Consider the following 13,258-nt stretch of genomic DNA (forward strand, 5'->3'; position numbering starts at 1 on the left):
CGCGCTGCCGCGATGCAGGTCGCCGCGATGCGTCCGCAGTTCCTCACCCGTGACGAGGTCCCCGAGGACGTCGTCGCCAAGGAGCGTGAGATCGCCGAGGCGACCTCGCGTGAGGAGGGCAAGCCCGAGCAGGCGATCGCCAAGATCACCGAGGGTCGGCTCAACGGCTTCTTCAAGGACGTCGTCCTGCTCGAGCAGCCGTCGGTCACCGAGAACAAGAAGTCGGTCAAGGCGGTCCTCGACGAGGCCGGGACCACCCTGAAGCGGTTCGTCCGCTTCGAGGTGGGCGCCTGATCCTGACTCCTCCGGGCCTACGCCCGGACGAGTCGGAGGGATAGGGTTCCGACCAGCACGACCACCCGAGAACGAACGAGGAGGCCGGTTCGATGAGTGAGAGTCAGCTCATCGGACCGGCTTCTCTCATGCGAAGGGATACCCCGTGACCGGCTACAAGCGCGTCCTCCTCAAGCTGTCCGGCGAGGTCTTCGGTGGCGGCAAGGTCGGGGTCGACCCCGACGTCGTCCAGGCCATCGCCCGCGAGATCGCGTCGGTGTCCAGCGCCGGGGTCCAGATCGCGGTCGTCACCGGTGGGGGCAACTTCTTCCGAGGCGCCGAGCTCCAGCAGCGTGGCATCGACCGGGTCCGTGCCGACTACATGGGCATGCTCGGCATCGTCATGAACTGCCTGGCCCTCCAGGACTTCCTCGAGAAGCTCGGCGTCGACACCCGGGTCCAGACCGCCATCACCATGGGTCAGGTCGCCGAGCCCTACATCCCGCGCCGGGCGATCCGGCACATGGAGAAGGGCCGTGTCGTCATCTTCGGCGCCGGCATGGGCATGCCGTTCTTCTCGACCGACACCGTCGCCGCCCAGCGGGCCCTCGAGACCAAGTGCGAGGTGGTCCTGATGGGCAAGAACGGCGTCGACGGCGTCTACACCGCCGACCCCAAGCTCGACCCGACGGCCACCAAGCTCGAGCACATCACGTTCAACGACGCCCTCCAGCAGGGCCTCAAGGTGGCCGACGCCACCGCGTTCGCCCTCTGCATGGAGAACAAGATGCCGATGATCGTCTTCGGCATGGAGCCCGAGGGCAACATCCTCCGCGCCGTGCAGGGTGACAGAATCGGCACGCTGGTCAGCGCGGACTGACCCGCCCCGACACCGGCACCAGACCAAGGCAAAGGAAGCACCGTGATCAACGAGATCCTCAAGGAAGCCGACACCAAGATGGACAAGTCGGTGGAGTCGACGCGCGAGGAGTTCGCCGCGATCCGGGCCGGTCGCGCCGCGCCGAGCATGTTCAGCAAGATCGTGGTCGACTACTACGGCTCGCCGACCCCGCTCCAGCAGCTCGCCTCCTTCACCGCCCAGGAGGCCCGCGTCATCCTGATCGCGCCCTACGACCAGGGCGCGATGGGCAACGTCGAGCGCGCCATCCGCGACTCCGACCTGGGCGTCAACCCCTCCAACGACGGGAAGGTGCTGCGCTGCGTCTTCCCCGAGCTGACCGAGGAGCGCCGCAAGGAGTACATCAAGGTCGCCCGCGCCAAGGCCGAGGACGGCCGCGTGGCGGTCCGCAACCTGCGCCGCACGGCGAAGCAGAACCTCGAGAAGCTCGAGAAGGACGGCGAGGTCGGCAAGGACGACGTCACCGGGGCCGAGAAGAAGCTCGACGGGGTCACCAAGACCCACACCGACGCCATCGACGAGATGCTCAAGAACAAGGAAGCCGAGCTGCTCGAGGTCTGAGGACCCGACAGCTCACACCCCGATGACGGAGACCTCACCGTCGGCGCCGCCGACCAAGGACCACGGCCGCGCCGGACGTGACCTGCCGGCGGCGATCACGTCCGCGGTCGTGCTGCTCGGTGCCATCGCGGCATCGCTCTTCTTCTGGAAGACCGCGTTCATGCTGATCGTGGTCGTGGCCGTCGTCGTGGCGATCTGGGAGCTCCGCAAAGGCATGCTCGCCAAGGACATCGACCTGCCCGAGCAGCCGCTCATGCTGGGCGGCGTCGCGATGGTCGTCGTCGCCTACTACTGGGGCGCCCCGGCGCTGGTGACCGCCACGGCCGTCGCCGCACTGGTGACCATGCTCTGGCTGCTGCAGCGGGGGATCGACGGCTACGTGCAGAACGCGACGGCGTCGGTGTTCACCCTCGTCTACGTGCCCTTCCTCGGCTCGTTCGTCGCCCTGCTGCTCTCCGAGGGCGGTCGCGGCAACACGGCGGGCCTCGACGACGACGGCGTCAAGGCGATCATCACCTTCATCCTCGTCACCATCGCCTCCGACACCGGCGGCTACATCGGTGGCGTCCTGTTCGGCAAGCACCCGATGGCACCGGTCATCTCGCCCAAGAAGTCCTGGGAGGGCTTCGTCGGCTCCGTCCTGGCGACGATCGGCGCCGGCATCGTGCTGGTCGTCTACCTCCTCGAGGCCGACTGGTGGATCGGGGTCTGCCTGGGCCTCATCGCCGCGGTGATGGCGACACTCGGCGACCTGTGCGAGTCGGTCATCAAGCGCGACCTCGGCATCAAGGACATGAGCCAGGTCATCCCCGGCCACGGCGGCCTGATGGACCGGCTCGACTCGTTGCTCGCCACGGTCGCGCCGATCTGGCTGCTCCTGCACTACCTCGTCTTCACGTGACCCTCTTCCTCGTCCGCCACGGACGATCCCGGCCCGAGGGCGGGCGCATCCCGGCAGCCTGGGAGCTCGACCCGGCGGGGTTCGACGACATCTGGGCGCTGCGCGAGTCGGGTCGGCTGCCCCTGGGCGCCGCGTGGTTCTGCTCCCCGGAACCCAAGGCGGTCGGCACCGCCCAGCTGCTCACCGAGGGCGACGTGGGCATCGTCGAGGACCTCGCGGAGCACCGACGTGAGACGGCCGACTGGATCGACGACTTCACCGACGTCGTACGACGAGCGTTCGAGCACCCCACCACGTCGGCGTACGACGGATGGGAGCCGTTGAGTGCCTGTCGCGACCGCGTGGTCCCCGCCGTGCGCCGCATCCTGGACGTCCACGCCCACGAGGACGTCGTCCTCGTCGGGCACGGCACGGCGTGGACCCTCACCGTCGCCGAGCTCACTGGTCGCGAGCCCGACCTGGAGCGTTGGGCCGCCCTGACGATGCCGGACGTCCTCGTGGTGACCCCTGACATGCTGGCCCCATGACGTCCTGGAGCACGCTGCGCAACCGCCAGGGCCTGCGCACCCTCGCCGCCACCGGCGCCGCCGCCTTTGCCAGCGCCGGTCTCGGCGCGGCCGCCACGACGCCGGACACCGACTGGTACCTCCGGCTCGAGAAGCCGCCGTGGGACCCGCCGACGATCGCCTACCCGCTGGTGTGGACCCCGCTCTACGCCGACATCGCCCTCACCAGCGCCGCTGCGCTGACTCTCCTCGAGCAGGAGGGGCGCCACGACCAGGCCGCCGCGCTGCGACGGGCCCTCGCGACCAACCTGGTGCTCAACACCGGCTGGAGCGTCCTGTTCTGGCGGGTGCGTCGACCCTGGCTGTCCGCCGCCTGGTGCGCCGTCCTCACGGCCCACTCGGCCGCGCTGGTCAAGCGGGTGGGCGACGTCGACCCGTCGCTGGGCACCGCGCTGGCGCCGTACCCGCTCTGGTGCGGCTTCGCCACGGCGCTCAACACCTCGATCGCGCGCCGCAACGCCTGATCCGGTGACATATTGGGCCCCATGAGCGACCAGGGGCCTCCGGGCAAGCCGCTGCGGGCGCTGCCCATCATCGGCGGCCTCGTCCTCGGCGCCGTCGTGTGCTGGATCTGGATCGCCGGGTCGTTGATCGTGGGGCTCGGCGCTGCCTATGGCCAGGACTCGGGAGCGCTCGCCGCCGTCGGCCTGGCCGTGGCCGCGCTGCCCGTGGTCCTCGGCATCGTGCTGCTGGTGCGTCCGAGCAGCCGCCAGCTCGGCGCAGGCTTCCTCATGGGCATCGCCATCGGGATGATCGTCGGCGCCGGGGTCTGCGCGTCGCTCTTCCTGCCCGGGTCCTTCTAGCCGATGCTTCCCACTCTCGGTGGCGTGCCGACCCATGAGCTCTTCGTCCTGCTCGGCGTGGTCGTCGCCGGTGCGGTGTTCACCCTGGAGGCCCGCCGGCGTGGCCAGACCGACGAGCGCCTCGCCTTCGTGATCCTCGGCGCCGTCGTCGGAGGCGCGGTCTTCATGCGGATGGGCACCTGGCTCCAGCACGTCGACCTGCGGGAGAACGCGTCGCTCGCCGAGCAGTGGCTCTACGGCAACCGCTCGATCCTCGGTGGGCTGGTCGGCGCCTGGCTCGGCGTGCACGTCGCCAAGCGCGCGGTGGGCTACAAGATCCGCACCGGTGACCTCTTCGCGCCGGCGGTCGCGCTGGGCATGGCCGTCGGCCGCATCGGCTGCCTGCTCACCGAGGCCCCGGGCACCCCGACCGCCGGCGGCTGGGGCATCACGCTCGGGGCCGCGGCGTCCGAGCGCACCGGTGCGCCGGCCGGGGTCGGCCTGCACCCGTCGTTCGCCTACGAGATCGCCTTCCACCTCACGGCGTTCCTCGTGCTGTGGTTGTGGCTGCGACACCGCTCGCTGCCACCGGGGGAGTCCTTCGTCTGGTACGTCGCCGCCTACGGCCTCTTCCGCTTCCTCGTCGAGACCGTGCGCGGCAACGAGGTCGCGTGGGAGGGCCTCACCCGCCCGCAGCTCTTCCTGCTCATGACGATCCCGCTGGTCCTGGTGCGGATCGCCCTCCAGGTGCGTCGCGGTCGCTACCGTGGCGCGCTCCGCCCCGCCTCCCGAGAGCAGGTCACCGCATGACCCAGCAGACGTCGAAGGGCCAGAGCGCCAGGGGCCCGGGCATGCCGCTGCGCGGGGACCGCATCCACCGCTACGTCAACGCCTTCTGCCCCCTGTGCCACGAGGAGGTGCCCGACCGCCCCCTCGTCGACGTACGACGTCTCTCCGGGTGGCTGGTCGAGCGCGACGACCGCATCTGGCTCGAGCGCGGCTGCCCCGACCACGGCCTGGTCCGCACGATGTACGACGAGTCGCCCGAGATCCTGCGCTACCTCGAGGAGTGGACCGCGCCCACCAAGGTGCACGAGCCCGACCTGCGCGGCAACTTCAAGCCGGTGCCGTCGGCCTACGAGGACGGGCTGCCGGAGATGCAGACCCAGCACACCTGCATCCTCCTCGAGGACCTCCTCGACCACTGCAACCTCAAGTGCCCGACCTGCTTCGCCGAGTCGTCACCCGCGCTCGCGTCGGTCGCGCCGCTGGAGGCGGTGCTCGCCTCGATCGACGCCCGCCTGACCCGGGAGAACGGCCGCATCGACGTGCTGATGCTCTCCGGCGGTGAGCCGACGCTCTACCCCAGGCTCGCCGAGCTCCTGGAGGCCGTCGTCGCGCGACCCGTCGTGCGGATCCTGATCAACACCAACGGACTGCTCGTGGCTCAGGACGACGCGCTGCTGGCCCTGCTGACCAGGCACCGCGAGCGCGTCGAGGTCTACCTGCAGTACGACGGGGAGTCGGCGCAGGCGTCCACCTACCACCGCGGTGCCGACATCCGGCGCTTCAAGGACCGCGCGATCGAGCGACTGTCCGCGGCCGGGATCTTCACGACGCTGACGATGACCGCGGCGCTGGGCGTCAACGACGACGAAATCGGGTTCGTGGTCAAGCGCGCGCTCGACACGCCCTACGTGGGCGGGGTGACGATCCAGCCGGTCTTCGGCAGCGGCCGGTCCGGTGCGATCGACCCGCTCGAGCGGCTGACCCACACCGGGGTCCTGGCGCGGCTCGAGGCGCAGACCAACGGGGTCGTCACCTGGCGCGACCTGACCGCGCTGCCGTGCTCGCACCCGCACTGCTGCTCGGTGGGCTACCTGATGCGCGACGACTCGGGCTCGTGGAGCTCGCTCACGGCGTTGATCGGCCACGACCGGCTCAAGCAGTGGCTCGACCTCGAGCCCGACCTGCTGGCCAACCGGATCGCCGACGACACCATCCCCGATGCGATGAAGCAGGTCGTCAAGGGCTCGCTGCTCGACCTGCTATCGGAGCAGTCCTCGCTCTCCCACCCCTCGATGAGCACGATCTGGCGCGACATCTGTCAGAACTGCGACATCGGCATCGGCACCCTCACCGCGCTCGCCTCGAGCAAGCTGCCCGGCCAGCACCAGCGACTGCGCCGGATGTTGGGGGAGCGCGTGCTGCGCGTGACGGTCAAGCCGTTCATGGACATGGACACGATGATCGAGGAGCGGCTGACGCAGTGCTGCGTGCACGTCGCCACGGTCAACGAGGACTCCGGTGCCCACCAGTGCGCGCCGTTCTGCGCGGTGCAGGCATGGGTGCCGTTGAGCCGGACGCGGATCTCCACGGCGACGGGACAGCGGTCGTGAGCCACGACCCGCGGATCGTGGAGCCCCAGCGGCTCGAGACGACGCCGGGCGCCCCGTCGCGTGGCGCGGCGAGCGGCGCGGAGGCGTACGACCCCCTGCGGCTGTGCGTCTATGCCACCGTCGCGCTGCTCGCGTGGTTGCTCGGGCCGGTGGCGGTCGTGGTGTTCGCGGCACTCGGCTTCGTCGGCTACTGGCGGGCCCGGCGGGCCGGCCTGCTGCGCAGCAGGTGCAAGCTCGGCGACACCCGGATCGTGCTGGTCTACCTCGCGGCGCTGGTGGCGACCGGCGTGACCGGGATCGTGCTGGGCTGGTGGGTGTGGTGATCGCGCCATCCCGGCTCCCCGCGTTCTACTCTCGGGGGGTGACGACGAGGCCCGGGAGGTGGTGGCGATGACCGAGCCGCCCACCCCGCTGCCGGAGGACCGCCCTCGCGACCACGGGCCGCCGGCCTACGGACCGCCCAGCTACGGACCGCCCACCGGCTACGGGGCCTACGGCCAGCCCTACCCGCCGCCACCCTCCCCCTACCACGAGCAGCCCGGCATGGCCGGCTGGTCGAAGGTGCTCATCGGCGCAGTGCTCGGCATGGTCGGCGGCGTGATCGTGCTGGTCGCGGTGCTGCTCATCATCGCCTCCACGGTCAGCAGCGACACCAGCATCACCGGGGAGATGGTCTTCGCCCTGTGCGTGCTCGTCCCGACGCTGCTGCCGGTGCCGATGCTCTTCTTCCGCGTCACGCGGATGTGGGCGGTCGGGCTGATGATCGGCGCCGGGCTGAGCACGATCGTGCTGGCCGGCGCCTGCGCCTACATCATCCAAGGACTCACGGAAGGCTCCGCATGAGCACCGAACAGCAGGACGAGCGTGCCGAGCCCGACGAGCACCCTGAGGGCGTCGAGCGTCAGCCCGACTGGTGGCACCGCGACCACCCGACGTTCACCGCGCTGACGGGGTTCTTCACCGGCCTGGCCTTCGTGATCCTGGTGCCGGGCGTCTTCGCGGCGATCCTCAGCGCGATGTTCGACTACGGCCGCGCCGAGGAGCTGTTCCCCTTCGTGCTGCTGACCCTGGGCGTCCCCATCGGCCTGGTGGCGGCGCCACGCACCCGGCGGTTCGGCCGTTACATGCTGATCGGGATGTCCACCACGTTGGTCGTGGTGGTGGGCGTCGCCGCGCTCGTCGTGTGGTTCCTCGTCGAGGTCGAAGGATGAGAGTCTCTATCCGGTCGGTTTGAGGTCGCTCCCACAGGTAAGGCTGTGACGGTCGCCATATCCGGCGACATGTCTCGGGAGGACATCGACCATGAAGCAGAAGAACCCTCTTGTCGGGGAGCTGTGCGCGGAGTTCGCCGGCACCCTCATCCTCATCCTCTTCGGCGTCGGCGTGGTGGCACAGGTGTCCACCAGTGCCGACGGCAGCCTGGGGGACCACGACTCGATCGCCTGGGCCTGGGGCCTGGGCGTCACCCTCGGGGTCTACGTCGCCGCGCGCCTCTCCGGCGCCCACCTCAACCCCGCCGTCACGTTGGCCCTGGCGGTCTTCCAGGGCTTTGCCTGGCGCAAGGTCCTGCCCTATGCCGTGGCGCAGACGCTGGGCGCCTTCGTCGCGGCCCTGATCGTGCGCGTCTCCTACGCCGACCTGATCTCGGCCGTCGACCCTGACCACACGATCGCCACCCAGGGGATCTTCTCCACCCTGCCCGGCAACGGCGTGGCCGACGTGAGCCTCAGCTCGGCGTTCCTCGACCAGGTCGTGGGCACGGCGATCCTCGTGTTCGTGATCTTCGCGCTGACCTCGGCGTGGAACAACCCGCCCATGGCCAACCTCGGCCCGGTCGTGGTCGGCCTGCTGGTCGTGGCGATCGGCATGGCGTGGGGCGCCAACGCCGGCTACGCGATCAACCCCGCGCGCGACTTCGGACCGCGCCTGGCCTCGTTCATCACCGGCTACGGCGGCGCGTGGCGCGACCAGGACGGCGGGCTCTACTTCTGGCTGCCGATCGTGGCTCCGCTGATCGGCGGCCTCGTCGGTGGCGGCCTGTTCAAGGTCCTCATCGAGCGCAACCTCACCGAGGAGCCGGGCGAGGACGAGGCCGTCGGCGAGCCCGTCCCCGAGACCGTCGACAGTCGCGACCGTGAGTCCGCCGGCCGCCGATGAGCAAGGTCCAGCACGCACCACACACCCCCTGCAGCAGCGAAGCACTGAGGAGAGATGACCATGGCTGAATACGTCGGAGCCGTCGACCAGGGCACCACCAGCACCCGCTTCATGATCTTCGACCACGCCGGGGAGGAGGTCGCCCGCCACCAGCTCGAGCACGAGCAGATCATGCCCAAGGCCGGCTGGGTGGAGCACAACCCGGTGGAGATCTGGGAGCGCACCAGCTCGGTGATCCAGACCGCGCTCGGCAAGGCGAGCCTGAGCAGCAAGGACCTCGCCGCGGTCGGCATCACCAACCAGCGCGAGACGACCGTCGTGTGGAACCGCACCACCGGACGGCCCTACTACAACGCGATCGTGTGGCAGGACACCCGCACGGACAAGATCGCCTCCAAGCTCGAGCGCGACGGGCACGGTGACCTGATCCGGCAGCGGGCCGGGCTCCCGCCGGCGACCTACTTCGCCGGCGGCAAGATCCAGTGGATCCTCGAGAACGTCGACGGGGTCCGTGAGGCCGCCGAGGCCGGCGACGCGATCTTCGGCACGACCGACTCCTGGCTGATCTGGAACCTCACCGGCGGCACCGACGGCGGGGTGCACGTCACCGACGTGACCAACGCGAGCCGCACCATGTTGATGGACCTCGAGACCTGCGAGTGGGACGACGAGCTGCTCGCCCTCTTCGACATCCCCCGCGCGATGCTCCCCGAGATCCGCTCCTCCAGCGAGCCGGGCGGCTACGGCACGACGCTGGCCAACGGGCCGTTCCGTGGCGAGGTGCCGATCACCGGCATCCTCGGTGACCAGCAGGCCGCCACGGTGGGACAGGTCTGCTTCGAGCCCGGCGAGGCCAAGAACACCTACGGCACCGGCAACTTCATGCTGCTCAACACCGGCACCGAGCTGGTGCGCTCCGACAACGGCCTGCTCACCACGGTCTGCTACCGCTTCGGGGACGACAAGCCGGTCTACGCGCTCGAGGGCTCCATCGCCGTCACGGGCTCGGCGGTCCAGTGGCTGCGCGACCAGCTCGGCATCATCTCCGGTGCCTCGCAGAGCGAGTCGCTGGCACGTCAGGTCGACGACAACGGTGGGGTCTACTTCGTGCCCGCCTTCTCGGGGCTGTTCGCGCCGTACTGGCGCTCCGACGCCCGCGGCGCCATCGTCGGGCTGTCGCGCTTCAACACCAACGCCCACGTCGCACGGGCCACGCTGGAGGCCATCTGCTACCAGTCGCGCGACGTCGCCGAGGCGATGGAGCAGGACTCCGGCGTCAAGCTGGAGGTGCTCAAGGTCGACGGCGGCGTGACCGCCAACGAGCTGTGCATGCAGATCCAAGCCGACGTCCTCGGGGTCGAGGTCAGCCGGCCGGTGGTCGCCGAGACCACCTGCCTGGGAGCGGCGTACGCCGCCGGGCTGGCCGTCGGCTTCTGGGCCAACACCGACGAGCTGCGCAAGAACTGGAACGAGGGCAGGAGATGGTCGCCACAGTGGGATGACGAGCAGCGCTCGACGGGTTATGCCCAGTGGAAGAAGGCGGTCGAGCGCACGCTTGACTGGGTCGACGTCGAGTGACGCCTTCGATCGACTGCTACACCTGAAGCACGTCCGTCGCAGCATCCCCCCACGGAGAGGTCATCCATGAGATCCGTCGCCCTGTCACCCGCGTCCCGTGAGGAGTCGCTGCGCCGGCTGGCTGAGGACGAGCTCGACGTGCTCGTCATCGGTGCCGGTGTGGTCGGCGCCGGGTCCGCCCTCGATGCGGCGACGCGTGGACTGTCCGTAGGGCTGGTGGAGGCACGCGACTTCGCCTCCGGCACGTCGAGCCGGTCCAGCAAGCTGATTCACGGCGGGCTGCGCTACCTCGAGATGCTCGACTTCGGGCTGGTCGCGGAGGCGCTCAAGGAGCGTGGCCTGCTGATCCAGCACCTGGCTCCCCACCTGGTGAAGCCGGTCGCGTTCCTCTACCCGCTCCAGCACCGCGGGTGGGAGCGGCTCTACGCCGGGTCCGGGGTGGCCCTCTACGACGCCATGTCGCGCCTCTCGGGGCGGGCTGGGGTGCCGCTGCACAAGCACCTGACCCGCAAGGGCGCGCGCCGCCTGGCTCCGTCGCTGCGCAAGGACGCGCTGGTCGGTGCCCTGCACTACTACGACGCCCAGGTCGACGACGCCCGGCACACGGTGTTCCTGGCCCGCACGGCCGCCGCCTACGGCGCGCACGTGGCGTCGCGGGTCCGGGTGGTCGAGCTGCTGCGCGAGGGGGAGCGGGTGACCGGGGCGCGGGTCCGCGACCTGGAGAGCGACACGACCTTCGACATCCGAGCACGCCAGGTCGTCAACGCCACCGGCGTCTGGACCGACGAGACCCAGTCGCTCGGCGGGCAGCGTGGCCAATTCAGCGTGCGGGCCAGCAAGGGCGTCCACCTCGTCGTCCCCAAGGACCGGATCCGCTCCGAGGTGGGGCTCATCCTCCGCACGGAGAAGTCCGTGCTGTTCGTGATCCCGTGGGGTCGTCACTGGATCATCGGCACCACCGACACCGACTGGGCCCTCGACAAGTCGCACCCGGCGGCCAGCCAGGCCGACATCGACTACCTGCTCGAGCACGTCAACCGGGTGCTCGAGGTCCCGCTGACACGTGCGGACGTCGTCGGTGTCTACGCCGGGCTCCGACCGCTGCTGGAGGGGGAGTCCGACGCCACGTCCAAGCTCTCCCGCGAGCACGCGGTCGGTCATCCCGCGCCGGGCCTGGTGGTCGTCGCCGGCGGCAAGTACACGACGTACCGGGTCATGGCCAAGGACGCCGTCGACGAGGCGGTCTACGGCCTCGACACGCAGCTCGACCGGCGGGTGCCGGACTCGGTCACCCAGGACGTCCCGCTGCTCGGCGCCGAGGGCTACCACGCCCTGTGGAACAACCGGCACCTCCTGGCGCGCCAGGCCGGCCTGCACGACGTGTGGATCGAGCACCTGCTCAACCGCTACGGCTCCTTGGTGCACGAGCTGCTCGCCCTCGTCGAGGGCGACCCGTCCCTGGGCGAGCCGCTCACCGGCGCGGCCGACTACCTGCGGGTGGAGGCGGTCTATGCCGCCAGCCACGAGGGCGCACGACACCTCGACGACGTGCTCACCCGCCGCACCCGGATCTCGATCGAGACCTTCGACCGTGGGGTGGGTGCCGCCGCGGAGGTCGCGGAGCTGGTCGGTGACGTGCTCGGCTGGAGCGCGGAGCAGCGTGCGCTGGAGATCGAGCACTACCGGGCCCGGGTCGAGGCCGAGCGGGAGAGCCAGCAGATGCCCGACGACGAGACCGCCGACGCGGCCCGGCTCGGCGCGGCCGACGTGGTGCCGCTGAGCTGATCGGCGCCTGCGTCCACGACCGGTGCGGTCGTCGTTTCGCGGCGTCCGCCGGGGAGTGGGACAATGGGGGTGATGTCAGAGCCGATCAAGACCCTTCCCCTCGTCTTCGACGAGCCGCGTGGCCGCAAGAAGCCCCCGCGGCACCTCGCCGACCTCACCTCGCCCGAGCGCAAGGCGCTCCTCGAGGAGCAGGGCCTGCCCGGCTTCCGCGCCAAGCAGCTCTCCACGCACTACTTCGGCCGTCTCGTCGACGACCCCGAGCAGATGACCGACCTGCCCGCCGGCCAGCGTGCCGACCTGGTCGCGGCGCTGCTGCCGAGCCTGATGACGCCGCTGCGCACGATGGAGGCCGACAAGGGCACCACGCGCAAGACGCTGTGGAAGCTCTTCGACGGCGCGCTCGTCGAGTCGGTCCTGATGCGCTACCCCGACCGAGCCACGGTCTGCGTCTCCAGCCAGGCCGGCTGCGGCATGGCCTGCCCCTTCTGCGCCACCGGCCAGGGCGGTCTGCAGCGCAACATGTCGACCGCCGAGATCGTCGAGCAGGTCGTCGCCGGCGCCCGGTCGATGGCGCGCGGCGAGGTCCCCGGCGGCGTCGGTCGGGTCTCCAACGTGGTCTTCATGGGCATGGGTGAGCCGCTGGCCAACTACAAAGCCGTCATCGGCGCCGTACGACGCCTCGTCGACCCCTCGCCCGACGGCCTCGGCATGTCCGCGCGCGGCATCACCGTCTCGACCGTCGGCCTCGTCCCGCGGATCAACCAGCTGACCGAGGAGGGCATCCCGGTCACCCTGGCGTTGAGCCTGCACGCGCCCGACGACGAGCTGCGCAACGAGCTGGTCCCGATCAACACCCGCTACTCGGTCGCCGAGACGGTCGAGGCCGCGTGGAACTACGCGCGGGTCACCAAGCGCCGCGTCTCCATCGAGTACGCCATGATGCGCGGCATCAACGACCAGGCATGGCGGGCCGACCTGCTGGCCGACGTGTTGCACTCGTACGGCGACTGGGGCTGGGTCCACGTCAACCTGATCCCGCTGAACCCGACGCCGGGTTCGAAGTGGACCGCCAGCGACCCGGCCGACGAGCGCGAGTTCGTACGCCGGCTCGAGGCCAAGGGCGTGCCCACGACCGTCCGCGACACCCGGGGAAGCGAGATCGACGGCGCCTGCGGTCAGCTCGCGGCAATCGAGGGCTGAGGTCCGAGAACGACGAAGCCGCCCGGACGCACCAGCGTCCGAGCGGCTTTCGTGTCTCTCCGCGCGATTACGCCTCGACCATCGCCTCGTCGCGACGCGAGACCACCTTGGCCGCGATCACGCCCCCGACCATGACG

General features: G+C 70.3%; 15 protein-coding genes and 1 pseudogene. All 16 read left to right on the forward strand.

Annotation, left to right across the window (positions count from 1 at the left end; all coding sequences use genetic code 11):
• Positions 1-294 (forward strand): annotated as a pseudogene (locus RMN98_RS01495) (elongation factor Ts); the annotation flags it as partial.
• A 145-nt stretch (positions 295-439) separates the two neighbouring features.
• Positions 440-1,153 (forward strand): UMP kinase, encoded by a 714-nt coding sequence (gene pyrH, locus RMN98_RS01500; protein WP_309647033.1) that lies wholly within the window; start codon positions 440-442, stop codon positions 1,151-1,153.
• Positions 1,154-1,198: 45 nt separating this feature from the next.
• Positions 1,199-1,753, forward strand: a complete 555-nt coding sequence (gene frr, locus RMN98_RS01505) for a ribosome recycling factor (protein WP_309647047.1) — start codon at positions 1,199-1,201, stop codon at positions 1,751-1,753.
• A 22-nt stretch (positions 1,754-1,775) separates the two neighbouring features.
• The gene (locus tag RMN98_RS01510; RefSeq protein ID WP_309647034.1) at positions 1,776-2,654 is read left to right on the forward strand and encodes a phosphatidate cytidylyltransferase; all 879 of its coding nucleotides are present in this window, start codon (positions 1,776-1,778) and stop codon (positions 2,652-2,654) included.
• On the forward strand, positions 2,651-3,181 hold the full coding sequence (locus RMN98_RS01515; protein ID WP_309647035.1) for a histidine phosphatase family protein: 531 nt from the start codon (positions 2,651-2,653) through the stop codon (positions 3,179-3,181). Before RMN98_RS01510 ends, RMN98_RS01515 begins: the two co-directional genes overlap by 4 nt.
• The gene (locus RMN98_RS01520) at positions 3,178-3,684 is read left to right on the forward strand and encodes a TspO/MBR family protein (RefSeq protein ID WP_309647036.1); all 507 of its coding nucleotides are present in this window, start codon (positions 3,178-3,180) and stop codon (positions 3,682-3,684) included. Before RMN98_RS01515 ends, RMN98_RS01520 begins: the two co-directional genes overlap by 4 nt.
• 21 nt (positions 3,685-3,705) lie before the next feature.
• Positions 3,706-4,023, forward strand: a complete 318-nt coding sequence (locus tag RMN98_RS01525) for a hypothetical protein (protein WP_309647037.1) — start codon at positions 3,706-3,708, stop codon at positions 4,021-4,023.
• A 24-nt stretch (positions 4,024-4,047) separates the two neighbouring features.
• Entirely contained in the window at positions 4,048-4,812 is a 765-nt protein-coding gene (locus RMN98_RS01530) for a prolipoprotein diacylglyceryl transferase family protein (protein WP_309647038.1), read from the forward strand.
• Positions 4,809-6,401: a radical SAM protein gene (locus RMN98_RS01535; protein ID WP_309647039.1), complete on the forward strand. Its 1,593-nt coding sequence runs from the start codon at positions 4,809-4,811 to the stop codon at positions 6,399-6,401. Before RMN98_RS01530 ends, RMN98_RS01535 begins: the two co-directional genes overlap by 4 nt.
• Positions 6,398-6,724 (forward strand): hypothetical protein, encoded by a 327-nt coding sequence (locus tag RMN98_RS01540; protein WP_309647040.1) that lies wholly within the window; start codon positions 6,398-6,400, stop codon positions 6,722-6,724. The genes RMN98_RS01535 and RMN98_RS01540 overlap by 4 nt, the downstream gene beginning before the upstream one ends.
• 67 nt (positions 6,725-6,791) lie before the next feature.
• Complete coding sequence (locus RMN98_RS01545) at positions 6,792-7,244, forward strand: hypothetical protein (RefSeq protein ID WP_309647041.1); 453 nt, start codon at positions 6,792-6,794, stop codon at positions 7,242-7,244.
• A complete protein-coding gene (locus tag RMN98_RS01550; protein ID WP_309647042.1) occupies positions 7,241-7,612 on the forward strand; it encodes a hypothetical protein in 372 nt (123 codons plus the stop codon). The genes RMN98_RS01545 and RMN98_RS01550 overlap by 4 nt, the downstream gene beginning before the upstream one ends.
• A 91-nt stretch (positions 7,613-7,703) precedes the next feature.
• Positions 7,704-8,558 carry an MIP family channel protein gene (locus tag RMN98_RS01555; protein WP_309647043.1) on the forward strand — a complete coding sequence of 285 codons (855 nt, stop codon included), beginning with the start codon at positions 7,704-7,706 and terminating at the stop codon, positions 8,556-8,558.
• Positions 8,559-8,612: 54 nt separating this feature from the next.
• Entirely contained in the window at positions 8,613-10,136 is a 1,524-nt protein-coding gene (glpK, locus tag RMN98_RS01560) for a glycerol kinase GlpK (RefSeq protein WP_309647044.1), read from the forward strand.
• 66 nt (positions 10,137-10,202) lie between these two features.
• Positions 10,203-11,921: a glycerol-3-phosphate dehydrogenase/oxidase gene (locus RMN98_RS01565; protein ID WP_309647045.1), complete on the forward strand. Its 1,719-nt coding sequence runs from the start codon at positions 10,203-10,205 to the stop codon at positions 11,919-11,921.
• Positions 11,922-11,993: 72 nt separating this feature from the next.
• Positions 11,994-13,121: a 23S rRNA (adenine(2503)-C(2))-methyltransferase RlmN gene (rlmN, locus tag RMN98_RS01570; RefSeq protein ID WP_309647046.1), complete on the forward strand. Its 1,128-nt coding sequence runs from the start codon at positions 11,994-11,996 to the stop codon at positions 13,119-13,121.
• The last annotated feature ends 137 nt before the right edge of the window (positions 13,122-13,258 follow it).

The sequence above is a fragment of the Nocardioides sp. genome, from assembly GCF_031397825.1.
Taxonomy (GTDB): domain Bacteria; phylum Actinomycetota; class Actinomycetes; order Propionibacteriales; family Nocardioidaceae; genus Nocardioides.